The organism is Agrobacterium sp. 16-2014-1-2a (genome assembly GCF_053522705.1).
The window spans coordinates 79,877-104,481 of record NZ_JBNWBX010000012.1 but is presented as its reverse complement, the minus strand read 5'-3'; the positions used below and the strand labels follow the sequence as shown (position 1 = coordinate 104,481).

Below are 24,605 nucleotides of genomic sequence, written 5' to 3'. Positions count from 1 at the left end.
CGTTAAACCCCCAGCACTTTATTGAGTTCGCCCATGCGGCCGGAAAGCTCGCCCACCGGAAAATTGCTGACCATCTGGCCATGATCCATCAGGTAGAAACGATCCGCGATGCGGCTGGCGAAGCGGAAATTCTGCTCGACCAGAACCACGGTCATGCCACGACTTTTCAAGGTCTTCAGCACCTCGCCGATGCGCTGCACGATTACAGGCGCAAGCCCTTCGGTCGGTTCATCGAGCAGGAGAACCTTGACCCCTGTGCGCAGGATGCGCGCCATGGCCAGCATCTGCTGTTCGCCGCCGGAAAGCTTGGTGCCGGGGCTCGCCCGACGTTCATAAAGATTGGGAAACAGCTCGTAGATTTCATCGAGCGTCATGCCGCCGGATGCGACGACGGGCGGAAGTTTCAGATTTTCCTCGACGCTCAGTGTCGCGAAGATGCCGCGCTCTTCCGGCACGAAACCGAGGCCGTATTTCGCGGTGCGATGCAACGGCACCGGCATCAGATCCTTGCCGCCGAGCTTGATCACGCCCTTGCGGTTGCGGATGATGCCCATGATGGTGCGCAGCGTCGTGGTCTTGCCAACCCCATTGCGCCCGAGAATGGTGATGGTTTCGCCTTCGCCGACAGTCAGATCGACGCCGTGCAGCGCCTGGCTTTCGCCGTACCAGGATTTCAGGTTGGAGACTTCGAGCATTGCCGCCATATCACGCCTCCTCCGTGCCCATATAGGCCGTACGCACGCGCGGATCGGCGGATACGGTGGCGTAATCGCCTTCCGCCAGAATTTCGCCCCGCTGCAGCACCGTGACCTGATGGCAGATATCCGCCACTACCTTCAGATTGTGTTCGACCATCAGCACCGCGCGCGTTTTGGCCACTTCGCGGATGAGATCGGCGACATGCGCGACATCCTCGCCACCCATGCCCGCCATCGGCTCATCGAGAAGCAATACCTTCGGGTCGAGCGCAAGCGTGGTGGCGATTTCAAGAACGCGCTTGCGACCGTATGAAAGATCGGCCGCAAGTGCATTTTTTTCCCGTGTCAGGCCAACCGTTGCGATCAACTCCTCGGCACGTGCATTGAGCCTGTCGAGTGAAGAGAGCGGCAGCCAGAATTGCGTTGAAAGGTTATTCGGCCGCTGCAACGCCACCCGCACGTTCTCAAGAACCGTCAGATGCGGAAACACCGCCGATATCTGGAAAGACCTGACGAGACCGAGCCGCGCCACCTTGTCCGGCGGCGTCTTTGTTATATCCGTTCCCATGAAGGTGATCGCCCCGCCTGTCGGCTGGAGAAACTTGGTCAACAGGTTGAAGACCGTGGTTTTTCCGGCGCCGTTCGGACCAATAAGTGCATGCACGCGGGCATGATGGACGTCGAGATCGACGTTTTTCACGGCCGCGAATGCGCCGAAGGTCTTGGAGAGACCGCGCGCCGAAAGCACGACGCGGGGTTCCCCCTGACCGGCAGGGGCGGGAGCGATCATCATGAAGTTCCCCCTTTTTACTGCGTTACCAGCGGGCAACCGCTTTTTGCGGGGTCCATGAAGGCTTCCTTGCCGGGGATCGTGGCAAGCACCTTGTAGTAGTCCCACGGCTGCTTGCTCTCATCCGGCTTCTTCACTTCCATCAGATACATGTCGTGGATCATGCGGCCATTGGCGGCCACATGGCCATCATTCGAGAAGACGTCGTTGACAGGCATTTCCTTCATGGCCTTTGCCACGGCGTCAGCATCGTCGGTGCCGGCCTTATCGATGGCCTTCAGGTAATGCAGCACGGCGGAATAGGTACCAGCGTGGACCATGTTCGGCATGGCGCCGGTGCGTTCTTTGAACCGTTCGCCGAATTTGCGCGATTCATCGTCGCGGTCCCAATAGAACCCTTCCGTCAGCGTCAGGCCCTGAGCCGCTTCGAGACCGAGGCCGTGCACTTCGGCAAGCGTAAAGAGAAGGGCCGCCAGCCGCTGCCCGCCCGCAACGATACCGAATTCAGCGGCCTGCTTGATGGCGTTGGAGGTGTCGAGACCGGCATTGGCAAGGCCGATGACCTTCGCGCCTGATGACTGCGCCTGCAACAGGAAGGAGGAATAATCCGTAGAGGCCAGCGGATGGCGCACGGAACCCAGCACCTTGCCGCCATTGGCCTTGACGAAGTTGGACGTGTTTTCTTCCAGCGAATAACCGAAGGCGTAATCCGCAGTCAGAAAGAACCAGCTGTCGCCACCCTGTTTCACCAGCGCACCGCCTGTGCCGACTGCCAGCGAATAGGTGTCGTAGGCCCAGTGGAAACCATAGGGGCTGCACTGCTTGCCCGTCAGTTCCGTGGTCGCAGCGCCCGTGTTGATGGTGATCTTCTTTTTGTCCTTCGAGAGAGCCTGCACGGCAAGGCCCACCGAGGAAGAGGTCAGTTCCATGATCGAATCGACCTGTTCGGTGTCGTACCACTGCCGGGCGATGTTGGAGGCGACATCCGCCTTGTTCTGGTGGTCAGCCGTTACCACTTCCACTGGCGCGCCCAGCACCTTGCCGCCAAAATCCTCGACCGCCATCTTCGCGGCCTCATAAGAGTATTTGCCGCCAAAATTGGCGTAGACGCCCGACTGGTCGTTCAAGATGCCGATCTTGACCTTGCCGTCCGAAATCTCGGCAGCGTAAGCGGCGGTGCCTGCCGCCAGTGCCATGGCCGTGGATAAAACGATACTCTTGCGCATGACTTCTCCTCCCAGAGATGATTGCGAGCCTCAGATAGGTCTGTGCAACGGTGAACGAAGGCGCATGGCGATCGTCCCACGGTTTTGCATCACAACGGTCGCGCCACCCTCCTCAAAGCAGCGCCTCCCTATGTAGACTTCTCGAATTCGGCCGTTGACACAAGAGCGGGGCATCATCAAATTGCGAACAGGAACTGTTCATTTTTGAACAGACCTCGCAATGGAGACCGAATTGGCCACGCCTTTTACCTGGGACGACCTGCAATATTTTCTGGCGGTGGCCCGCACCGGACAACTTTCATCGGCAGCGCGTAGCCTGCGCACCAGCCACGCCACCGTCTCCCGCCACATCGACCGGCTGGAATTCTCGCTTAAAACCAAACTGTTCGAGCGAAATCCACGTGGTTACGAACTGACGACGGTCGGGCGGCGCCTGGTCGATACCGTCGAGCGCATCGAGGCGGAAGCGGAAAGATTGCAATCGGATATTTCCGAAAGCGGCAGCCTGCTGCGCGGCGTGGTCAGGCTCAGTGCGCCTGAAGGTTTTTCCAACTTTTTCTTCGTGGAAAGGTTGAAAGACTTCGCCGTCACCCATCCGCACATCATGGTGGAGATGGTTACGATCCAGCAGATCATGGCATTGTCGAAGAAAGAAGCGGATGTGGCGGTCACACTCGATCCGCCGAAAGCAGGCCCCTACATCAACGAACAGATCGTCGATTACACGCTGCATATCTACGCATCGCGTTCCTATCTTGCCAGCCACCCGAAAATCACCCGGCGCGAAGATTTGCCCGATCATTTCTTTATCGGTTACGTGCAGGATCTGATCTTCTCGCCTGGCCTCGATTACATGCGCGACGTAATGCCCGGCCTCCGACCCAACTTCCAGTCATCAAGCATTTTTGCGCAGTTGACTGCAACGCTGAGCGGACGTGGCCTTTGCATATTGCCCAACTTCATCGCCGCACGCTTTCCGGACCTGCAGATGGTGCTGGCAGGTGAAGTGGAACTGCGGCGGGGTTACTGGCTGACGAGCCATCAGGACCTTGCCAATGTGCCGCGCGTGCGCTCGCTGATGGATTTTATTCTCACGACGGCGCGCGCCCACCAAAATCTCTTCATCCTCGACCGCAAGACGATCGCCTGAAACGACCGTCGTTCACATTTCGGCGACACCGTGTCTACGCGTGGCGGATTGGAGAATCCGCACTGCAGCCTATATGACTGACAATAACGATGCCGGCTCAAGTCAGCTGCAGCCTAAACATTTGGAAGGTCATCATGAAAAAGATCGGATTTCTATCCTTCGGACACTGGACGCCCTCGCCCCAGTCGCAGACCCGCTCTGCTGCAGACACCCTGCTGCAATCGATAGACCTGGCCGTTGCTGCGGAAGAACTCGGCGCCGACGGCGCTTATTTCCGTGTCCACCACTTCGCCCGCCAGTTGGGATCACCTTTTCCGCTGCTTGCCGCCGTTGGCGCAAGAACGAAAAGTATCGAGATCGGCACCGGCGTCATCGACATGCGTTATGAGAACCCCTTTTACATGGTGGAGGATGCGAGTTCAGCCGATCTCATCGCCGGCGGACGCCTGCAACTCGGCATCAGTCGCGGTTCTCCCGAACAGGTGATCGACGGCTGGCGCTATTTCGGCTACCGCCCTGCCGAGGGCCAGACCGAGGAGGACATGGCGCGCCAGCACACCGAAGTCTTCCTCGAGCTTCTGAAGGGCGAAGGTTTCGCCGAGCCGAACCCTCGGCCGATGTTTCCCAACCCGCCCGGCCTGCTGCGGCTGGAGCCGCACTCCGAAGGGTTGCGCGAGCGCATCTGGTGGGGTTCCAGCTCCAATGCGACGGCCGTTTGGGCGGCGAAGCTTGGCATGAACCTTCAAAGCTCCACCCTGAAAACGGATGAGACCGGCGAACCCTTCCATGTGCAGCAGGCCGAACAGATCCGTGCTTACCGCGCCGCATGGAAAGAGGCTGGACACGCCCGCGAGCCTCGCGTGTCGGTCAGCCGCAGCATCTTCGCTCTCGTCAACGATCGCGACCGATCCTATTTCGGTTACGGCAGCGAGGGTGACGACAAGATCGGTTACATCGACGACAAGACGCGCGCGATCTTCGGGCGCAGCTACGCCGCCGAACCGGAAGCATTGATCGAGCAGCTAAAAGCCGACGAAGCCATCGCCGAGGCCGACACACTGTTGCTGACCGTGCCGAACCAGCTGGGCGTCGACTACAACGCCCATGTTATCGAGACGATCCTCAAACAGGTGGCTCCTGCACTCGGCTGGCGCTAAGTCTGGCAAAACCTGCATCATGCCCACACCGTCACCCCGGATTAGGTTCTGGGTGACGGTGCGATCAAGTCTTCGATAGCGCACGATTCCTTTGACGGCGCCGACGCCCCGTGGCCGATGCAATCCGGGCTGAACGCCTCTGATTCATTTCACCGCTTTGCCGTAGCGGGCGATGCTTTCGGCCAAAGGCGTGGTGCTGGCGCCGGGATGCTCCGGGCGCTTGTAAACACCATCGCGAACATGGATCGGCTCTTCGAAATGGTCCTTGATCCACGGAATATATTCGAGGATGGTCGATGCCGGATGCCAGTAACTCAGATGCACATGCACCTGGCTCATCTCACCGGCATGCGGAACGACAGGCAGGCGATTGGCGAGCGCGAGGTCAGCGACCTGGATATATTCGGTGATGCCGCCAAGCCGGGTTACATCCGGCTGGACATAGGCAACCGCGCCCGCATCGATAAATGACCGGAACGCATCCACCGTATAAAGCTGCTCTCCGAGAGCGATGGGAATGGATGTGTTGCGTGCCAGCCGCGCATGGCTGGTCACATCGTCGTACCAGAGCGGTTCTTCGAACCAATAAATATCCAGATCCTTTGCCGCCGCGCAGAAGCGCTGGCATGTCGGCAGATCCCACTTGCCGTTGCCATCGATAGCGATGCGTACGGCGGAGCCGAGACGCTTGCGCACCGCCGCGAGGCGTCCGATATCGATATTTGGATCATCGTGCCCGACCTTGAGTTTCAGGCGGGTAAAACCTTCCTCTTCAACTGCCCTGGCGCTGCCCGCCAGCAGATTTTCGAGATTGAAGGAAAGCCAGCCTATGTCGGTATTGTAGGCTTCGACCCCTGTGGTGCGCGCGCCGCCGAGGTATTGCCAGAGTGGCACGCCGGCCTTCTTCGCCTTCAGATCCCAGAGCGCCACATCGACCGCAGCCAGCGCCAGATGGGTAATGCCCGCGCGGCCGACCCATTGCAGGGACGGATAACGGGCAAGTTTTGTCCACAGCCGCGAATGTTCGGATGCATCCTCGCCGATCAGCAGAGGCGCATAGCAATCGCTGATGCAGGATGTGATCAACCGGTCGGACGGCAGGTGCGCATGGGTGCCGGTGAAGCCGTAACCCTCAAGGCCGTCACTCGTCGTAATTTTTGCGCCGACGACGCCCCAATGGGTGATGCTGTGGGTGGAATCGGAAATGGATTCCGATGTCAGCGGCAGATGCAGGATGAAAGGTTCGACAGCGGTTATTTTCATGATCGGTCAATTCCTCGACGCTTGAGCAGCCTTTGGGGAGGAATAAACGGAAGTTCCGTTCTGATCGAAGCTCCACCGATCAACCAGTGGAATGTCGCCACTGCCCCGCGATCAATGACCGCAGGAGATGAAGCCTCAGGGGTTGCCCGGCCACCCTCCTCCAGCAGCCAGCTTCCGATGACGGATACAGCTAAAGCAAAATCGACCATTGTAAAATAAAAAATTTTTTATTTTTTATATTCTGTCATTGCCTGTCACTCGCGGGTAGGCGATGGTGTTGCCATGAACACACTGATCAAAGTCACGCTCGCCGACCAAGCGCATCAGGAACTGCGGGCGCGCATCGTCAGCGGCAGATTGCGCGGCGGCGAACGGCTGTTGCCCAACGAACTTGCCGCCGATCTCGGCATCAGCCCCACGCCGGTCAAGGAAGCATGCCTGAAACTCGAGGCAGACGGGCTGGTGGTCAATTCCTCAAGGCGCGGCATGGTAGTGCGCGATTTTACCGTGGAGGATGTGGAAGAACTCTACGCCGCCAGAATGCTGCTGGAAAAAGGCGCTGTGGAAGTGGCCTTCGATGCCGGGCAGCTGGACGAAGCCTTGCATACGCAGCTTCTGGAAAGCCTTGCGAAACACCGCGAATTTGCCAAGAGCGCGACGCTGGACGATCTCTCCAAAGCGCTGTTTCACGATCGCAGCTTCCACACGGCCCTTGTTTCGGCCGCGCGCATTCCGGTCATTTCCGGCACGCATGGGCGCATTCTCGACCAGACCCACACGGTTTTCGTATCGATCCTTGGCGACTACGCCCGCTCTGTCGAGGAACACCAGAATATTGCCGACGCCATAGCCGCCCGCAGCAAGGCCCAGATTATCGACGCCCTATGGCGCCATCTGGAGCGTAGCCGGCAGAATACGCTGCGGCAGGTGCGTCTGCTGAGAGAGGCCGGCGCCTGAGCGTACCCCCCGCAATCTTTTGAAGCCCTGAAAAAACAACAGGCCGGAAATCCGGCCTGTTCCACTTATTCATCGGTCAATCGTCGATCTCAAGCCGTCGCAGCCTGCCGTGCCGCCTTCCGGCGCTCTACGCGGGCGCGGATGGCGTCTACATCCGTTACCGGAGTGGCGGCAAAAAGCTGACGCGTATAGGCGTGCTTCGGACCGGCAAATAGTTCCTCGCGCGTGCCCTGCTCCACGGCTACACCCTTCGAGATAACCATGACGTCATCGGCGATATAGCGAACGACGGAAAGGTCGTGGCTGACGAAGACGTAGGTCAGCTCGAACTCTTCCTGGAGGTCTCTCAGCAGGTTCAGCACCTGCGCCTGCACTGAAAGATCGAGTGCCGAGACAGGCTCGTCCAGCACCAGAAGTGCGGGGTTGAGCATCAGCGCCCGCGCAATCGCGATGCGCTGCCGTTGGCCGCCAGAGAACATGTGCGGATATCGGTTGAAGTGTTCGGGACCCAGTCCAACCTTCACGAGCATGGCTTCAGCCCGCTCACGACGCTCGGACGCCGGCATTTTGGTGTTGATGACAAGCGGCTCCATCAGCACGTCGCCAACCTTCTGGCGCGGATTGAGGCTACCATAGGGGTTCTGGAACACCATCTGCACCTTGGAGCGCATGTCCGTGCCGGGACGGCGCTTTGCGATATCGACCGGCTGGCCGTCGATCTTCAGCTCGCCACCGGATGCCGGGTCGATCAGCGCGATGATGCGCGCAAGCGTCGATTTGCCGGAACCGGACTCGCCGACGATGGCGAGCGTCTTGCCGCGCTCGACGGCAAAATCGATGCCTTTCAGCGCCTGCACGGTCTTTGCTCCGCCGAACAGGCCGCCCGGAACGTGATAATGGCGGGTAATGCCCTTGCCTTCGACAACGATGCTCATTGAACGCCCTCCTTGCCGAAGAAGTCGGAAACCGTGGGCAGGCGGTCGCCGGTCGCATGTTCCGGCAGCGCGGAAAGCAATGCCTTGGTATAGGGATGTTGCGGGGCCTCAAACAGGCTCAGCACATCCGCTTCCTCCATCTTGCGGCCCTTATACTGCACGACCACGCGGTCTGCTGTTTCGGCCACGACACCCATGTCATGGGTGATGAGGATCAGTGCCATGCCGTATTCTTCCTGCAGATCCATCAACAGATCGAGGATCTGTTTCTGGATCGTCACGTCGAGCGCGGTGGTCGGCTCGTCGGCGATCAAGAGACGCGGTTTGGAAGCGATGGCGATGGCGATCATCACACGCTGGCATTGACCGCCGGACATCTGGTGCGGATAGGCATTGAGCTTGGTTTCCGGATCGGGAATACCGACGGACCGGAACAGCTCCAGTGCGCGTGCACGCGCCGCAGACCGGCCCATGCCGAGATTGAGGCGCAGCACCTCCTCGATCTGGAAACCGACCGTAAAGGACGGGTTGAGCGAGGCAACCGGCTCCTGGAAGATCATGGTGATTTCACGGCCGATCAGCTTGCGGCGCTCCTGCGGCGACATGGCCAGCAGGTTTATGCCGTCGAAGATCATCTCGTCGGCGGTGATCGTCGCCGTATCGGGCAAAAGCCCCATGACGGCGAGCATGGATACCGACTTGCCGGAACCGGACTCGCCGACGATGGCCAGCACTTCATGCTTGTCCACGGAGACGTCGATGCCGTTGACGGCCGTGAACGCGCCGGTGGCGGTGGCGAACTTGACGGTGAGGTTCTTGATTTTCAGCAGGCTCATCGCTTAGCTCCGCTTCAGTTTGGGATCGAGCGCATCGCGCAGCCCGTCACCCATCAGGTTGATGGCGAGCACCGATACGAGAATCGTCAGGCCGGGAAGGGTAACGACCCACCAGGCGCGCAGGATGAACTCGCGGGCTTCGGCCAGCATCGTGCCCCATTCGGATGCGGGCGGCTGCGCGCCCATGCCGAGGAAGCCGAGAGCCGCCGCATCGAGAACGGCAGATGAGAAGGAGAGCGTTGCCTGCACGATCAACGGCGCAAGGCAATTCGGCAAAATCGTCTTGAACATCAGCCGGAAATTGCCGGCACCCGCCACACGGGCGGCGGTGACATATTCACGCCGAAGCTCGCTCATGACAGCTGCACGCGTCAGCCGCGCGAAATGCGGCTGATAGACGATGGCAATCGCGATCATGGCGTTGGTCAACCCCGGACCCAGGATCGCAACCAGCACCAGTGCCAGAAGCAGCGATGGAAACGCCAGGATGACGTCCATCACGCGCATGATGACAGTGTCCACCCAGCCGCCGAAGAAGCCGGCGACGAGACCGATGACAATGCCGCCGACAAGGGCGATGGAAACAACGACGACGCCGATGAACAGTGAATATTGCGCGCCATAGATCAGTCGGGACAGCATGTCGCGGCCGACAGCGTCGGTGCCGAGCAGGAATGCGGTACGGCCTCCATCCTGCCAGACCGGCGGGACGAGCAACGCGTCTCTATATTGCTGGGTCGGGTCATGCGGGGCAATCACGGCTGCGAAAACCGCGATCAGAACCAGAAGAAGGAAGACGGCAAGGCCGACGACGGCGCCACGGTTCTGGCGGAAGTAGAACCAGAAATCGGCGATCATCCGGCGGCGGATGGCGGCGTCGGAAAGCCTGACGCCGGGAGCTGTGGTCACATCGCTCATTTGTGACGGATCCTTGGATTGATGAGGCCATAGGTGAGATCGACAAGCAGGTTGACGATCATCACCAGACCCGCGATCAGAAGCAGGCCGCTCTGCACGACCGGATAGTCGCGGCGCGAGATGGAATCGATCATCCACTTGCCGATGCCCGGCCAGGAGAAGATGGTTTCGGTCAGGATTGCACCCGCCATCAGCACACCGATCTGCAGGCCGATGGTGGTGATGACCGGGATCATGGCGTTGCGCAATGCGTGAACGCCGACGACACGGGACGGCGACATGCCCTTTGCACGCGCTGTCCGCACATAATCCTCACCGAGGACTTCGAGCATTGCCGACCGTGTCTGGCGGGCAATAACTGCAAGCGGGATGGTGGCAAGCACCACCGAAGGCAGGATGAGATGTGACAGAGCCGAAGCGAAAGCACCCTTCTGCCCCGAAATCAGGCTGTCGATCAGCATGAAACCGGTGACGGAAGGGAAGAAATACATCAACGAGATACGGCCCGACACCGGTGTCCATTGCAGGATGCCGGAGAACATGATGATGAGCAGCAGGCCCCACCAGAAGATAGGCATGGAGAAGCCAACCAGCGCCGTCGTCATGGAGATCTGGTCGAACCACGAGCCACGGCGGATGGCTGCGATGACGCCGACCGGCACACCGATCAGTGTGGCGAGGATGATGGCGACGAGGCCAAGCTCGACTGTCGCGGGGAAGAGCGCCAGGAACTCGGTCAGAACGGGTTTCTTGGTGACCAGCGAATTGCCGAGATCACCCTGAAGCAGCCGCCCCAGAAAATGGAGATATTGCTGCCAGATAGGCTGGCTGAAGCCGAGCTGTTCGGCAAGTTGTGCATGCCGCTCGGGCGAAATGCCGCGCTCACCCGCCATCAACAGCACGGGATCGCCCGGCAGGACGCGAACGAAGGCAAAGGCAACGATGGTAATCCCGAGAAATGTCGGAACGAGATAGAGAAGTTTGCCGAAAATGAACCGGATCATGGTTTTTTCCTGAAAAGACGCGCGAAAGAACCTGAGTTCTTCCGCGCGTCCTGTTGTTTGGGATTACTCAGCGATATCGACGGATTCGAAGGTGAAGTCGCCAAGCGGGCTCATGGTGAAGCCGGAAACCTTGGCGGACATCGGAACGAACTGCGTGGAGTGCGCAAGCGTCGCCCACGGAGCCTGTTCCTTGAAGATCACCTGCGCCTGCTCATAAAGCTTGGTGCGCTCGGCAACGTCAGTGGTCTGCTTTGCCTTGGAAAGCAGTTCGGAGAACTCCTTGTTGCACCACTGAGCACGGTTTGCACCGCCTTCGCCGGTTGCAGCGCAGGAAAGCAGAACGCCCATGAAGTTATCAGGGTCACCGTTGTCGCCGGTCCAGCCAAGGATGACGGCACCATCGCGGTTCACTTCAGTCGACTTCTTGAGGTATTCACCCCATTCGAAGGAGACGATCTCGGCCTTGACGCCAACCTTCGCGAAATCCGACTGGATCAGCTCGGCGGTGCGGCGGGCATTCGGCATGTATGGACGCTGAACCGGCATCGCCCAGATCTTCATCGTCAGATCCTTGACGCCAGCGGCTTCGAGAGCCTTCTTGGCAGCTTCCGGATCGTAAGGATCGTCCTTGATGCTGTCGTTGTAGGACCACATCGTCGGCGGGATCGGGTTCTTGGCAACCGTGCCGGCACCCTGGAATACGGCGTCAATGATCGCCTGCTTGTTCATCGCCATGTTCAGCGCCTTGCGGACTTCCGGCTTGTCGAAAGGTGCAACGGTGGTGTTGTAGGCGAAGTAGGCAACGTTCAGGCCCGGCTGTTCATCGAGCTTGAGGTTGGAATCGGCACGAATGGTGGCGAGGTCGGCCGGGGCCGGATAAGGCATAAGGTGGCATTCGCCAGCCTTCAGCTTCTGCAGACGAACGGCAGCGTCCGGCGTGATTGCGAAGATCAGATCGTCGATCTTGGGAGCTTCGCCCCAGTAGTCGGCGTTCTTCTGGTAGCGGATGACCGCGTCCTTCTGATAGGCGACGAACTTGAACGGGCCGGTGCCGATCGGCAGGTTGTTGAAGTCTTCCTTGGTGCCGGCCTTATCAAGCGTATCAGCATATTCCTTCGAAACGATCGAAGCGAAAGGCATCGCGATATTGGCAAGGAACGGTGCTTCAGGACGGGTCAGCACGAACTTCACGGTGTAATCGTCAACCTTGACAATTTCCTTGATCAGCGACGGCATTTCCATGGAGTTGTAATATTCGTAGGTGATGCCTGCGATATACTGGTTCCACGGGTTCTTTGTGTCACCCTGGCGGTTGTAGCTGAAGATCACATCATCGGCGTTGAAATCGCGGCTTGGCGTGAACTTCTCGTTGGAGTGCCACTTTACGCCCTTGCGCAGGTGGAACGTGTATTCGAGGCCATCGCTCGAAACTTCCCACTTTTCGGCAAGGCCTGGCTCAACTTCGGTCGTGCCCTTCTTGAACTCGGTCAGACGGTTGTAGACCGGATGCGCGGAGGCATCGAAGGTGCCGCCGGCGGTGTAAGGCGAAGGATCGAAGCCTTCCGGAGATGCCTCGGAGCAATAAACGAAGGTCTTCGCCATGGCGGGCACGGCGGAAGCCATCGCAAGCGCAGAGGCTATAAGCAAACTGCGGGTCAGCGTTTTCATCTGGTGGTCCTTTCCCTCTTTTTCTGAGTTTATGCGACCCCGTTTTAAGGGGCCTACCTGTCCTGGTCAGCGACGACGCGGAGCCCCGTGTCGCCGTTCGGTCCTGTGCCTCCCGACCAATTACCCGGCGACCGGCTGGAACAGCCGGTCGAGGTTCTTTTCCGGCGGGCAGAACCAGCGTGGTCCCGCCTCCGTCATATAAGCTATATCCTCGAGACGGACGCCGCATTCCCCATAAACGCAGAGCATCGGCTCGATGGAAAAGCACATTCCCGGCTGAAGTGCCGTGGCATTTCCTGCAACGATATAGGGTTCTTCGTGAATATCCAGTCCAAGCCCATGGCCGGTGCGATGCGGTAGACCCGGAACCTGATAATCCGGCCCAAAACCGGCCGCTTTCAGGCTGTCGCGCGCGGCCTTGTCCACGTCCGAGCAGGCAGCCCCGACCCGGGCCGCGTCAAAGGCAGCAGCCTGCGCGTCCCGCTCGGCGTTCCAGAGAAAACGCTGCCGTTCCGTCGGCTGGCCGAACACATAGGTGCGGGTGATATCCGAACGATAGCCATGAAGGATGCCGCCGAGATCGACCAGCACCATGTCGCCGTCAACAAGCGTCTGCGCATAGGGCACGCCATGCGGATAAGCCGTCGCCTCGCCGAACTGAACCGCCACGAAAAGCGGCTTCATGCCAAGCGCAACATGTGCGGCGTTAACGAAGTCGCCCACTTCCGTGGTGGATATGCCGGGACGCAGCCCCTCGAACACGGCCTTCTGCACGCCGTAGCTCGCATCCATCGCCGCCTGGATGATGGCAATCTCGGCTGCGGATTTGACCTGCCGCTGGCCGACGATCATCGGTTGGGCGGAAATGATGCGGCCTTCCAGACGCTGCATCAGGGCCGATGCGAAAACGAAAGGAGTGGCAGGATCGATCGCGACAAGGTGGCCGGGACAGCCGAGCGCTTCGATGCGCTTTGCCATCAGGTCAAAAGGACTTTCATCCTCTTCCCAGACGGCAACTTCGCCCTCGATACGGATCATCGTCCGTAGTTTCGGCTCCTCAAATGCCGGACTGACATAGACCGGCTTGCCTTCTGCCGGCACCAGGGCGCCGTGAATGCGCTCCGAAAGACCAAGCGACAGGCCAGTATAATAGGTCAGCGACGATGATGCATCGAGCCAGACCGCCTTGATATTTTGCTGGATTAGCTGCGCTTGCAGGCCGCGCAACCGCAACCCGAGCTCGTCTTCAGCGATCGATGAAACCGCGATCGGCTGAAACCGCTTCAGCGCCTCTTGAAAGTCTGCCATTCTCTCCCCGCCGCTTTCAGGCGCACAGACACAAGCGTGTCAGCAACTCCCAAGCGTTCTTTTGCCAATGCTTAAACACAGGCCGGGGCCTAAGCAATGGGCCAACACCACGCACCGCCACAAAACTGTGCATATTCATCTAGACATAACGAAATCGTGATCGACACGCGCCCGATTTCGACAATCATCGCCTTGACGGGAAAATCAGAAATCCCCCGGAAACTTAAGGGGAAAAGCGGGGTATCGGTCATCCGGGCGCAGACGGCGCGCAGAAACCTCACCGCAAGATGCATCGGAAAAAGAAGCCCAGAAAAGGAAAAAGCCTGCCGCGGGAGGAGGTGCGGCAGGCTTCAAACTTGATCGGTGATTGGGAGGAGGAGTACCACCGATCCGCATCGAGCGACACTGGGAGGAGGAGTGCGTCGCTTCGATGATTTGAATATAGCGGTATCCGCGATTTTTAACAGAGCAAGTCTCGCAATGCAGCATTGCATTTTTGCATAGCTCGAAAATTCCTGCTTTGTTTTTTAGCACTCCCGCAGAAAACGTTGGAAATCAACTTTCCCGATGCACTTGGAAACCGGCAAAGGACTGGTTGACCGGCATGAGTTCGAGGCTGTTGATGTTGATATGTTTGGGCTGCGAGGCGACCCAATGGATCGTATTGGCGATATCCTCGGCCGTGATCGGATTGACGCCCTTGTAAAGATTGTCCGAGGCATCCTGATTGCCGCCGGTGCGAACAAGCGTGAATTCCGTTTCGCACATGCCCGGTTCGATCGAGGTGACGCGCACGCCCTTGCCATGCAGGTCGGAGCGCAGACCGAGCGAGAATTGCCGCAGGAAGGCTTTCGTTCCGGCATAGACATTGCCGCCCGCATAGGGCCAGTGCGCAGCTACCGAGGAAAGGTTGATGACAATGCCCTTGCGGTCGATCAACGTGGGCAAAAGATGGTGGGTGATGTTCAAAAGACCGGTGATGTTGGTGTTCACCATGGTCTGCCAGTCTTTCAGCGGCACCTGCGGTGCAGGTGCGGTGCCGAGCGCAAGCCCCGCATTGTTGACGAGAATATCGATGTCCCGGAAACCTTCCGGCAAAGCCGCAAGTGCCTTTCTAGTGGCATCTTCGTCGGTAACATCGAAGGCAGCGCCGTGAAAGGCGGAGCCGAGTTCTTGCGCCAGCGCCTCCAGCCGTTCCGCCCGCCGACCTGTGCCGATGACCTTCCAGCCTTCCTTGACGAAACGCCGCGCCGTGGCCTGTCCGAAGCCGGACGTGGCGCCGGTGATGAGGATGGTACCGCTCATGATGATGTCTCCACTAAATTCGTTCTGTCGGGATCAGTCTGTGTCAGTAATTTTTCAGCGGCGGCCGCCAGACAGCGCTTATACGCCTCGAGATCCGTATAAAGGGCCTCTGCCGTCGCGTTGCCAACGATGACGACGCCGCCACGCCGCAAAATTCCGCCGTGCAGCATGAGATTGTCGACCATGTCGAAATTCTCGATCGACAAACCGTCCGGGCCGCGATAGCGCCCTGTTTCATCGATTGCGGCAACACCGTTATATTGCGCCTTGATGCGGGTGAAGTGATTGGCCGCGACATTGGTGTAGGCGAAAACCGGCTTGCCCAGCGCGCACATGAACCCCAGTTCGTAGCTCGTTCCCGTATCGGCGGCGATGCCGCGAAACGGCGTGAGATTGGCGATGACCGCATCCGCTTCCAGCATCATCCGCTCGTCTATGGCATTGATGTTGCAGCCGTGGCCGATTTTCGTGTCCGCGGGCGGAATTTCCAAATCGCCCGGCGAAAGCGGCGTAAACCCGGCCTCGCGTGCAAGCGAGGCCTTGAGGTCGAGCATTTCACGGGCATTCGGGAGGAAGACCTCCGGCCCGGCGAGATAGATTTTCTTTGTCATAGGAAATTTCATACAATTTGGAGAAACAGGATTTCCGCAAACCTAACCCGGAGACTTTCGCAAACGCAAGTACCAAGCGGACATGCGCCAAGGCGCGTCGGAGCGACCTACAAAACGGTATCGTCGAACCTGTCTTTCCGTTATAGCCGGAGCAACAAACTGGACATTCCCGGAGCAAGACAATGGCAGCAACCATCCGTTATCACGAAGGCGATATTTCCGCCGCAGATGCCGCACGCTACCTTGGCGCCATCGCAATCGATACGGAAACGCTGGGGCTGGTGCCACGCCGCGACCGTCTCTGTGTCGTTCAGCTTTCTCCTGGAGACGGTACGGCGGATGTCATCCGCATCGCCGCCGGCCAGAAGGAGGCTCCAAACCTCACCCATATGCTTGCAGACCCTGCCCGGCAGAAGATTTTTCACTATGGCCGTTTCGATATCGCCGTTCTTTTCCACACGTTCGGTGTGACGACGACGCCGGTTTTCTGCACCAAGATCGCCTCCCGCCTGACCCGCACCTATACCGACCGGCACGGGCTGAAGGACAATCTGAAGGAAATGCTTGAAGTCGACATCTCCAAGGCGCAGCAATCGTCCGACTGGGCAGCAGAAAAACTGTCACCCGCACAGCTCGAATATGCTGCATCCGATGTGCTGCATTTGCATGCGCTGCGCGACAAGCTGACCCACCGCCTCGTGCGTGATGGTCGCCTCGATCATGCCGATGCCTGTTTCGCGTTTCTGCCGACCCGTGCCAAGCTCGATCTTCTGGGCTGGGACGAAACGGATATCTTCGCCCATAGCTGAGCGGTTTCACGCTTCGTTTAAGGACTGATTTACCGAAACTGCCTATTCTCGGCCGCAACTTTGGGTGGCCGGGGACTTCCAGATGATTACACCGTTGCAGCAGACGGCAAGCATTGCAGTCAGCGACCTCATGCGGTCGATGGTGGAAACCATTGAGGAACGCCATCGCGAAGAGCAGGAAAAAGCGAACGGCACCAAAAAAGACGAGACGATAAAGACCCAGCCGCAGCCGGACCAAAGCCATCGCGTTGCCAATGAAAAGATAAGCGCCTATCTGTTCGGCGCCATGAAGCCTGATGGCGATGCCTTCGCCTCGCTTGTCTCCCGTTTCTCGTCTGCGCTTGGCATCACCCAGGAAAACGATGAATCGAACGCGGCTTTCGCGCAAAGGCTTCAGGACGCGCTGACCCTGACCGACGGCTTTGAAAAAACCGATGCGGCAGGAAAAGCCACGACGATTTCGCTGAAATCCTTCGGCGTTTCGGAAGCGCAGGTCGTGGAAGTCCTGAATAACGGCGTAACTGCCAAGACCGCGCCCATGGCAGCACTTGCCGCACGCATTGCCCAAAATGCCGGCCTGAGCGGCAAGGAAGAAGATTTCGGCGTGCAGATGTCGAAAGCAATCATGGCAGTGCGCGCCACCGCACCCAAAAATGTCAATGATCTCGAAGAATCGACTGGCCTCAAGGAACTTGGTATTTCCGCGCAGCAGATGATCGCCGCAATCGCAAACCCATTTGGCGATGCGGCACGCGCCGTGAAGAATGCGCTGAACGATCAGGCGCAGGGCACCCAATTCATGACACGGGAAACGATGAAGGTCATCCAGCGCCTGGAAGACGTTGCCGATCCGAAAACCAAGGAAGAATTGCAGGCCGAACGCGGCAAAAACCGCATGGGCGAAATCAACGATGCCGAAGTTGCGGCGGAGCGGGAAGAGGATATCCAGACCCGAGACGCACAGGGCAAGCTGGAGGATGTGCAAAAACTTCAGGACGTCGTGAAGGAACACATAGACGCTGCCGCCGAAGAAAAAGCGCAAGGCACTGACGGGCAAGGCCCGGTCGATATTTCATCGGAAATCGCCCTTATCTCCGTGCTCGCGGCAACGCCATCTAGCCAAACGGCCCCGGCTGAAAATGACAACGAACCCGCAGAGACGGACGCCGCAACCAAGACGGAAGCCGATCAGAAAGACGACGCCGAAAAACTGCTTGATGCTCAGGCAGTCGTCGATAACGCCCGCAGCGCCATTTTGCCGATCTCGATAGACGACAATGGAATTTATGCACTGCTGAAGAAGAAGGCGGCATGATCTCGCCGCTACCGATAGTCACTTGAGCGAAACATGATGTGAGTTCAAACATGTCTCAAATTTCCGGCATATCCGGCAGCGCCGGCCTCGATGCCGAACCAAATGCGGCGCAAGCGCTGCTCTCCATCGCCGCTCCGCCACTGGCGCCGAATGACGACAATTTCGTTGCCGCAAGCGAGGAAGACAACCTCATCGCCCCCGTTGAAAATCGTCCCGAGAGAGGTTTTCCCAAGGCGAGCTGGCTCGACGCGATGCCGCCGGAAGCCTTTGAGGCAGCGGACAGCGAACCGGACCATATTTCATCGGTCAATTCCGACGATAACGGGCTTTACCGCATGTTCATCAGCGTCTCTCCCTGATTGCCATATCGACACGATTTTTATGGTTAGCGAATTCTTAATATCTACGGCCCAGACTCAGGGTTGATGATTCTGTGTGCATCGCGAAGAGCTGGCATTCCTGCCAGCGACGCACACGGCGCTCCCGCATGAGCGGGCGAGATGACACCTGTACATCACCGGCGCGGCAATCTTTCAACATTGGCCAAATGCGGATCAGAGAGCCAAGGGACTGGCCCTTTCGCAGCCAGCGGCGGTAATCGATAGGAACGGAGCGCAGCATGTTACCGCCTGTACCGAAAATTCCGGCAGCCGATGCCGCCTATGGAGCCGCAGCCTCGCAGACGCAGCGCGGAGAGCCGAAGGAGGCCGTGCAGCCGCAGGCAAGCAATCTTGCTCCCGACAATGGCAGCAGTCTTTTCGCCAAAGCCGCAGTCACCTCTCTCGCCAGCGAATATCAGCTTTCCCGCAGCACCGCCGTTCTGGCGGAGGCGCTTGGCAAGCTGATGAACCTCCCAAGGCGCGACGGCGAAGCCATTCAAACCTATGTGATGCGTCTGACGGATGCGCTGCGCGCCCTGCCCGCACCGCAGCGCCTGGCGCTGGAACAACAGGTCAGCAAAGTCCTGCAGGGGTTGAGCCTTTCGATGCTCGCAGAAATCCTGAAACAGCCAACCGGGCCGGATGCCGCAAGGCTTGCGCTGCTGATCGAACTTTCCCGCTACAAGGGAACGGATCTTGCGGCGAAGGCTGTGGTGTCCTCTTATCAGCAGAACAATTCGGCCAATCCGGTGACCGCGCAGCCAGTACAAGCGAGACAGCAGAACGGCCCGAGCCAGAGTGCTGACGGCCGCCCAAACCCGGCAACGACCACCACAACAACAGCACAACCGGCAACCGCCGCCGCGCCCGGCCGGCTGTTGCCTATGCTCATCGGCCCGCTTGCCCAAAGCGCCGCCGCAATAAAAGCCATGGTTGCGGCGCAGGCAGCGCCGCAAGGCCCGCAGGCCAATCTTCCCGCCCCACCTGCCGACATGTCCGACTCTCCGCACGATGCGGCAAAACCGGAAGGGAAAGCCGCCGAAAGCACCGTACGCTCGCCTCAGCCGCAAACGGGCAGCACAACAAAAGAAGCTTCGACAGATGCCCGCCCGGCGAATCCGCCACGGGCTGAGAACGCCGAGATGCGCCCTGCACTTCAGCATCGGGACACGATGAAGCTGGAGCCGCGGGAAACCCGCACTACCTTGAACCCGCCATCCGGCCAGTCCACGGCTGGCGTCAAGGATATGGAAAACCTGCTCCTTGCTGCAGTGGCCGGCAAACTTCCCGCCAAGGCCACCACCGCTGCCCAGCTTTCCGCCACGCCACCGGGCGCCATACCGCAACCACTCGAAGAACAGCCTGCCGAAAAAACTGCCCTCGCAACGCCCACCCACCCGACCGGGGAGGAAACGGAGACGATTACCAACCGGCCAGAAGCCCAGCCCATGCCGCGCGCCGCTCTCGACCCGGAAGCAAGAATGGCGATGCTGGAACAAACGGCTTCGCAATCGCTGATCGCTGCGGCTCTGGCAAAAGACGGCACGCCGTTACCGCTCGTCGCATACCCACCGGCGGAAGAGGACCACGAATCGGAAACGCCGCATCGCGGGCGTGGTCCATTTTCCGAGGATGAAGCGAATGGCGAGGCGGAGGGCGAAAATCCCGACGGTCAGGACGAGATGGAAGAGCGGGTGGCCGCCAATGACGAGATTGGCGATGGGGAAAATCCGCGGACAGCGGCTTTCGACGACAGTGCGGAAAATTATTACCTCAAGATGAGTGGCATGCACTGAATTCCGCGCCGCCCATTGGCCTGTGCGACGAACACTGTAGCCAACAAAAAACCCGCCGGAAAATTCCGGCGGGTTCTTTATATCAAACGATCTCTAGCGATTATTCGCTGCGGTTCTTCAGAGCCGCACCGAGGATGTCGCCGAGCGAAGCGCCAGAGTCGGACGAACCGAACTGTGCGACGGCTTCCTTCTCTTCAGCGATTTCCAGAGCCTTGATCGAAAGCATGACCTTGCGGTCCTTCTTCGAGAAGTTGACGACGCGAGCGTCGAAAACCTGGCCAACTGCGAAACGCTCCGGACGCTGATCGTCACGATCGCGTGCGAGGTCGTTGCGGCGGATGAAGGAGGTGATGTCCTCGTGGTTGACGAGCTTCACTTCCACGCCACCGTCGTTAACGGCGATGACTTCGCACGAAACGACTGCGTTCTTGCGCAGGTCGCCGGACGTTGCGGCTTCACCGACAGCATCCTTGCCGAGCTGCTTGATGCCGAGCGAGATGCGTTCCTTCTCGACGTCAACATCGAGAACGACGGCCTTGACCACGTCACCCTTGTTGAACTCTTCGATGACCTGTTCGCCCGGACGGTTCCAGTCGAGATCCGACAGGTGAACCATGCCGTCGACATCGCCTTCGAGGCCGATGAACAGGCCGAATTCGGTCTTGTTCTTGACTTCGCCTTCGACTTCAGTGCCGGCCGGATGGCTGAAGGCAAATGCCTGCCACGGGTTTTCCAGCGTCTGCTTAAGGCCGAGCGAGATACGGCGCTTGGACGGATCGACTTCGAGAACGACAACGTCAACTTCCTGGCTCGTGGACAGGATCTTGCCGGGATGTACGTTCTTCTTGGTCCAGGACATTTCGGAAATGTGGATCAGGCCTTCGATGCCCGGCTCCAGCTCGACGAATGCACCGTAGTCGGTGATGTTCGTGACCGTACCGGAGATCTTCTTGCCAACCGGGTACTTGGCGGAGATGCCATCCCACGGATCGGACTCGAGCTGCTTCATGCCGAGCGAGATACGGTGGGTTTCCTGGTTGATGCGAATGATCTGAACCTTGACCTGCTGGCCAATGTTGAGGATTTCCGAAGGATGGTTGACGCGGCGCCATGCCATGTCGGTAACGTGCAGCAGGCCGTCGATGCCGCCGAGGTCAACGAACGCACCGTAATCGGTGATGTTCTTGACGACGCCGTCAACAACCTGGCCTTCTTCGAGGTTCTGAACGATTTCAGAACGCTGCTCGGCGCGGGACTCTTCGAGAACCGTGCGGCGCGAGACAACGATGTTGCCGCGACGCTTGTCCATCTTGAGGATTTCGAAGGGCTGCGGGTTGTGCATCAGCGGGGTAACGTCGCGGATCGGACGGATGTCGACCTGCGAACGCGGAAGGAAGGCAACGGCGCCGTCCAGATCGACGGTGAAACCACCCTTGACCTGGTTGAAGATAACGCCTTCGACGCGCTCGCCAGCTTCGAACTTGGCTTCGAGCTTGACCCAGCTTTCTTCGCGGCGAGCCTTCTCGCGCGACAGAACGGCTTCGCCGAGTGCGTTTTCGATGCGCTCGACGTAAACTTCGACTTCGTCGCCGACCTTCAGCGTGCCGTCCTTGGACTTCGCGCCGAATTCCTTCAACGGTACGCGGCCTTCAACCTTGAGGCCAACGTCGACGATGGCAACGTCCTTCTCGATTGCCGTTACGATACCCTTGGCAACATAGCCTTCGGCAAGATCGTTAGAGGCAAAGGATTCTTCGAGAAGCGCTGCGAAATCTTCGCGCGTGGGGGTAGATACTGACATGAAATCTCCTGATTGCATCCGCGCGAGAGCGAATACAAAAGCGCCGGTGGGCTAGCGTTGTTGATACCCGAACCCATGCCCGCCTTTTCAAAAGGCTTCCCGGCGCAAGGACATGTCTTCAGGCAATTCCGGACTAAACGCGGACCGATTCAAGCGGTTCCGCGAAAAACCTGTTTCTTCAGGGCGGCGTCGATAATCATCCGCGCGGCCTGAAACGCCGCCTCTATACTCATTTCCGACGTATCTAGCAAGTGCGCGTCTTCAGCCGGTTTCAACGGGCTGTCGGCTCGGCCCATGTCGCGCTCGTCGCGTTTCTTCACCTCGGCGAAAATGGCGTCGTAATCGGCAACGCTGCCGTTGGCGACGATTTCATCATAGCGCCTGCGCGCCCGCACGCCCGGCGAAGCGGTGACGTAGAGTTTCACTGGCGCATCCGGGCACACCACCGTGCCGATGTCGCGGCCATCCAGAACCGTGCCCGGTTCCTTTGCCGCAAATCGCTGCTGCGCTGTCACGAGCGCGCGCCTCACCGGGGTCATCACCGCAATCCTGGACGCCGCCTCGCCGATATCGTGCCTTGAAAGCACCGCGCGGTCGAGGCCGGCAAGGTCGAGTTGCAGCGCCACCTTTTCAGCGACTTTCTCGTCATCGAGCGGCAGGCCGGCGTCAAGAAGTGCCTTGGCCGTGGCTCTGTAAGTCAGCCCGGTGTCGAGATGATGGAAATCATAGGCCTCCGCAATCTTGCGTGACAAGGTCCCTTTGCCCGCCGCAGCTGGCCCATCTATGGCAATCGTAAAGGTCATGAAGCTTTCTGCCTGTGCGTCCATCATTAATACAGTAGAGTGCGTCGGCCTCCAATCTTTATGAGCAGCCTGACATACAAGTCGCATCATGGGAGGGCGGCCTCCAAAGTTTGTCTTTGACACGAAAGACCGCAACGATTAAGGGGACCGGCTAGAAATTTTACCGTCTATGCCGGTTTTACGGCGTACACACCGAAACTCATTCGACAATTTGAGGCTTAGACAGTGGCAAAAGCGGACCTTGGTACCAAGCGCACAGACCCCGATACCGGCAAGAAGTTCTACGATCTGAACCGCGACCCGGTCGTTTCTCCCTATAGCGGCAAGTCCTGGCCGCTCTCCTTCTTTGAAGAAAGCACCGCTCAGGCAAAGCTCGAGCAGGCTGAAGAAGAAGAAGTCGCGGAAGTCGATGCCGAAAACACGGAAGTCGAACTCGTATCGCTGGAAGACGCCGACGGCGACAACAGCGGCGACGATATCCCGGACCTGGGCGACGATGACGACGACGTGGAAATCGGCGACGACGACGACACCTTCCTCGAAGCCGACGAAGACGACGATGACGACGACATGTCCGGCATCATCGGCGTACCGGGCGACGACGAAGAAGCTTGATCTTATTGGATAAACCAGCCCGGCGACAAAAAAATGAAGCCGGGCTGTTTTTTGTGCTTGCACTCTTCGATTAGCCGAAGTAGTAAGCCGCCACCGAACGGAACAACAGCCGCTTCGGTTCCCGGAACCGGACGAAATGCCGGAACCCTTATGGGGCTATAGCTCAGCTGGGAGAGCGCTTGCATGGCATGCAAGAGGTCAGCGGTTCGATCCCGCTTAGCTCCACCAAACCTTCTAAAATACAAATTTCCATTGTCCAGCACGGGCTTTCGTGCGGCATTGTCTGTTCTTCGCGTTGACTATTGCAAGAGCGCCCGCACATCCTGCCCGTTGATCCGGCATTCCACCGACGGAACGCCGCCGCCTTCTTCCAGCACCCGGCATTCCAGATATTTGCCGCGCAGGCGGTTCTCTAGCGCCTTGAAGGCGTTCAGGCCGCAGGCATAACGGCGGCCGTCAGGTCCGGCGCAAACCCGGTTGCGGTCGATGTCTTCCACGCCGGCGAGGCGGAACTCCTGTCCTTTGAAGGTGAAGCGATTGTTGGACGCAACGCGCAGGCGCTGATCCGCGTATATTTTCAGGGGGTATGGATCGGGCGGGGTCGGAATACGCTCATAATTCTGATGGCGGGGATCGACCCGGACCGGAGAGGTCGTCCACAGCGTTTCCGTGTTTGCGGAGAGGCCAGTCGCTGGATATGCCGCCTCGCCATTCATGAGCGAGGCAATGCGGATGCCGGCTATACCAAGCCCCGCGACCAGCACGATCTGAAACAGCAAAATGAAAACCTGCCGAACCATGTCACCGCAACATCAAAAAAATCGACAAGAAATAGATCGGCGTTTTTCAAGACAGACCGAACGCGATAAATATTACATCAATAAAATCTTGCGCGAGGTGATGTCTCGCACCGTGCCCATCGCCATGATTGGAATGCGGTCACCATCAAGGATAACCCTGCCCGTTGTCCGCAGCCAGCGAAAATCGCCGGATTTGAGTTCGATGCGGTATTGCTGATCATAGAACACGCCGTTCGTCAGCGAGTTGTAAACCGCCTTGGCCACGCGCGCGCGCGAGCCGCTTTCGATCTGATCTATGAAATCCTCCACGGGAATGCCGCGGGCGGCTTTCTCTTCGGAAAATTCGCGCAGGCGAGCCGCCACAGCATCCAGATAAACCAGATTCTGCCCCACGTTCCAGGTGTAATAACCCACAAGTGTTTCTTCGAGATATATATCCTCTAACATCGGCCTTCTACAT

24 protein-coding genes and 1 tRNA gene are annotated in these 24,605 nt (G+C 58.8%); 9 read left to right on the top strand and 16 right to left on the bottom strand.

The window, feature by feature from the left end; genetic code table 11:
* Positions 1 to 2 precede the first annotated feature (2 nt).
* From ACQZ45_RS25295 to ACQZ45_RS25285, 3 genes are read right to left on the bottom strand one after another with little or no spacing between them, the layout of a single operon-like run.
* A complete protein-coding gene (locus ACQZ45_RS25295) occupies positions 3 to 704 on the bottom strand; it encodes an ABC transporter ATP-binding protein (RefSeq protein ID WP_004431956.1) in 702 nt (233 codons plus the stop codon).
* Position 705: 1 nt separating this feature from the next.
* Complete coding sequence (locus ACQZ45_RS25290) at positions 706 to 1,491, bottom strand: ABC transporter ATP-binding protein (protein ID WP_448742588.1); 786 nt, start codon at positions 1,489 to 1,491, stop codon at positions 706 to 708.
* 14 nt (positions 1,492 to 1,505) lie between these two features.
* A complete protein-coding gene (locus ACQZ45_RS25285; protein ID WP_333704550.1) occupies positions 1,506 to 2,714 on the bottom strand; it encodes an ABC transporter substrate-binding protein in 1,209 nt (402 codons plus the stop codon).
* Between the two features lie 220 nt (positions 2,715 to 2,934).
* On the opposite strand from ACQZ45_RS25285, the gene ACQZ45_RS25280 reads away from it, so the two are divergent.
* Positions 2,935 to 3,864: a LysR family transcriptional regulator gene (locus tag ACQZ45_RS25280; RefSeq protein WP_004431950.1), complete on the top strand. Its 930-nt coding sequence runs from the start codon at positions 2,935 to 2,937 to the stop codon at positions 3,862 to 3,864.
* 134 nt (positions 3,865 to 3,998) lie between these two features.
* Complete coding sequence (locus tag ACQZ45_RS25275; protein WP_013762100.1) at positions 3,999 to 5,021, top strand: LLM class flavin-dependent oxidoreductase; 1,023 nt, start codon at positions 3,999 to 4,001, stop codon at positions 5,019 to 5,021.
* A gap of 144 nt (positions 5,022 to 5,165) precedes the next feature.
* Here the strand turns inward: ACQZ45_RS25275 and ACQZ45_RS25270 are convergent, their stop codons facing one another.
* Positions 5,166 to 6,284 carry a mandelate racemase/muconate lactonizing enzyme family protein gene (locus tag ACQZ45_RS25270; protein WP_333704549.1) on the bottom strand — a complete coding sequence of 373 codons (1,119 nt, stop codon included), beginning with the start codon at positions 6,282 to 6,284 and terminating at the stop codon, positions 5,166 to 5,168.
* A 282-nt stretch (positions 6,285 to 6,566) separates the two neighbouring features.
* On the opposite strand from ACQZ45_RS25270, the gene ACQZ45_RS25265 reads away from it, so the two are divergent.
* A complete protein-coding gene (locus tag ACQZ45_RS25265; protein ID WP_333704548.1) occupies positions 6,567 to 7,241 on the top strand; it encodes a GntR family transcriptional regulator in 675 nt (224 codons plus the stop codon).
* Positions 7,242 to 7,330: 89 nt separating this feature from the next.
* On the opposite strand, the gene ACQZ45_RS25260 is transcribed toward ACQZ45_RS25265, so the two are convergent.
* The 8 genes from ACQZ45_RS25260 to ACQZ45_RS25225 all read right to left on the bottom strand — a co-directional run bounded on the left by ACQZ45_RS25260 (position 7,331) and on the right by ACQZ45_RS25225 (position 15,826).
* Entirely contained in the window at positions 7,331 to 8,176 is an 846-nt protein-coding gene (locus tag ACQZ45_RS25260) for an ATP-binding cassette domain-containing protein (RefSeq protein WP_333704547.1), read from the bottom strand.
* Positions 8,173 to 9,012, bottom strand: a complete 840-nt coding sequence (locus ACQZ45_RS25255) for an ABC transporter ATP-binding protein (RefSeq protein WP_004431942.1) — start codon at positions 9,010 to 9,012, stop codon at positions 8,173 to 8,175. The genes ACQZ45_RS25260 and ACQZ45_RS25255 overlap by 4 nt, the downstream gene beginning before the upstream one ends.
* A 3-nt stretch (positions 9,013 to 9,015) precedes the next feature.
* Positions 9,016 to 9,930 carry an ABC transporter permease subunit gene (locus ACQZ45_RS25250; RefSeq protein ID WP_004431940.1) on the bottom strand — a complete coding sequence of 305 codons (915 nt, stop codon included), beginning with the start codon at positions 9,928 to 9,930 and terminating at the stop codon, positions 9,016 to 9,018.
* The gene (locus ACQZ45_RS25245; protein WP_004431937.1) at positions 9,927 to 10,934 is read right to left on the bottom strand and encodes an ABC transporter permease subunit; all 1,008 of its coding nucleotides are present in this window, start codon (positions 10,932 to 10,934) and stop codon (positions 9,927 to 9,929) included. The genes ACQZ45_RS25250 and ACQZ45_RS25245 overlap by 4 nt, the downstream gene beginning before the upstream one ends.
* Before the next feature lie 63 nt (positions 10,935 to 10,997).
* Complete coding sequence (locus ACQZ45_RS25240; RefSeq protein WP_004431933.1) at positions 10,998 to 12,602, bottom strand: ABC transporter substrate-binding protein; 1,605 nt, start codon at positions 12,600 to 12,602, stop codon at positions 10,998 to 11,000.
* Positions 12,603 to 12,722: 120 nt separating this feature from the next.
* The gene (locus ACQZ45_RS25235) at positions 12,723 to 13,910 is read right to left on the bottom strand and encodes a M24 family metallopeptidase (RefSeq protein ID WP_333704546.1); all 1,188 of its coding nucleotides are present in this window, start codon (positions 13,908 to 13,910) and stop codon (positions 12,723 to 12,725) included.
* A 555-nt stretch (positions 13,911 to 14,465) separates the two neighbouring features.
* Positions 14,466 to 15,215 (bottom strand): SDR family oxidoreductase, encoded by a 750-nt coding sequence (locus tag ACQZ45_RS25230; RefSeq protein WP_013762094.1) that lies wholly within the window; start codon positions 15,213 to 15,215, stop codon positions 14,466 to 14,468.
* Positions 15,212 to 15,826 (bottom strand): nucleoside 2-deoxyribosyltransferase, encoded by a 615-nt coding sequence (locus ACQZ45_RS25225; RefSeq protein ID WP_041694659.1) that lies wholly within the window; start codon positions 15,824 to 15,826, stop codon positions 15,212 to 15,214. The genes ACQZ45_RS25230 and ACQZ45_RS25225 overlap by 4 nt, the downstream gene beginning before the upstream one ends.
* A gap of 182 nt (positions 15,827 to 16,008) precedes the next feature.
* Between ACQZ45_RS25225 and ACQZ45_RS25220 the strand changes: the two genes are divergently transcribed.
* The 4 genes from ACQZ45_RS25220 (at position 16,009) to ACQZ45_RS25205 (ending at position 20,126) form a co-directional block, all read left to right on the top strand.
* On the top strand, positions 16,009 to 16,635 hold the full coding sequence (locus ACQZ45_RS25220; RefSeq protein WP_004431923.1) for a ribonuclease D: 627 nt from the start codon (positions 16,009 to 16,011) through the stop codon (positions 16,633 to 16,635).
* A gap of 82 nt (positions 16,636 to 16,717) precedes the next feature.
* Entirely contained in the window at positions 16,718 to 17,950 is a 1,233-nt protein-coding gene (locus tag ACQZ45_RS25215) for a hypothetical protein (RefSeq protein WP_013762092.1), read from the top strand.
* Between the two features lie 50 nt (positions 17,951 to 18,000).
* Positions 18,001 to 18,309, top strand: coding sequence for a hypothetical protein (locus ACQZ45_RS25210; protein ID WP_004431913.1), 309 nt, complete (start codon positions 18,001 to 18,003; stop codon positions 18,307 to 18,309).
* A 260-nt stretch (positions 18,310 to 18,569) separates the two neighbouring features.
* Entirely contained in the window at positions 18,570 to 20,126 is a 1,557-nt protein-coding gene (locus ACQZ45_RS25205) for a hypothetical protein (RefSeq protein WP_013762091.1), read from the top strand.
* Between the two features lie 100 nt (positions 20,127 to 20,226).
* Here ACQZ45_RS25205 and rpsA read toward each other — a convergent pair whose 3' ends face one another.
* Complete coding sequence (gene rpsA, locus ACQZ45_RS25200) at positions 20,227 to 21,927, bottom strand: 30S ribosomal protein S1 (RefSeq protein WP_004431908.1); 1,701 nt, start codon at positions 21,925 to 21,927, stop codon at positions 20,227 to 20,229.
* Positions 21,928 to 22,076: 149 nt separating this feature from the next.
* A complete protein-coding gene (cmk, locus tag ACQZ45_RS25195; protein ID WP_041694658.1) occupies positions 22,077 to 22,757 on the bottom strand; it encodes a (d)CMP kinase in 681 nt (226 codons plus the stop codon).
* 198 nt (positions 22,758 to 22,955) lie between these two features.
* On the opposite strand from cmk, the gene ACQZ45_RS25190 reads away from it, so the two are divergent.
* Positions 22,956 to 23,345, top strand: a complete 390-nt coding sequence (locus ACQZ45_RS25190) for a TIGR02300 family protein (RefSeq protein WP_004431900.1) — start codon at positions 22,956 to 22,958, stop codon at positions 23,343 to 23,345.
* A 152-nt stretch (positions 23,346 to 23,497) separates the two neighbouring features.
* A tRNA-Ala gene (locus ACQZ45_RS25185) sits at positions 23,498 to 23,573 on the top strand.
* Between the two features lie 71 nt (positions 23,574 to 23,644).
* On the opposite strand, the gene ACQZ45_RS25180 is transcribed toward ACQZ45_RS25185, so the two are convergent.
* A complete protein-coding gene (locus ACQZ45_RS25180) occupies positions 23,645 to 24,145 on the bottom strand; it encodes a hypothetical protein (protein ID WP_013762089.1) in 501 nt (166 codons plus the stop codon).
* A 72-nt stretch (positions 24,146 to 24,217) separates the two neighbouring features.
* A complete protein-coding gene (locus ACQZ45_RS25175) occupies positions 24,218 to 24,592 on the bottom strand; it encodes a PAS domain-containing protein (RefSeq protein ID WP_004431894.1) in 375 nt (124 codons plus the stop codon).
* Positions 24,593 to 24,605 lie beyond the last annotated feature (13 nt).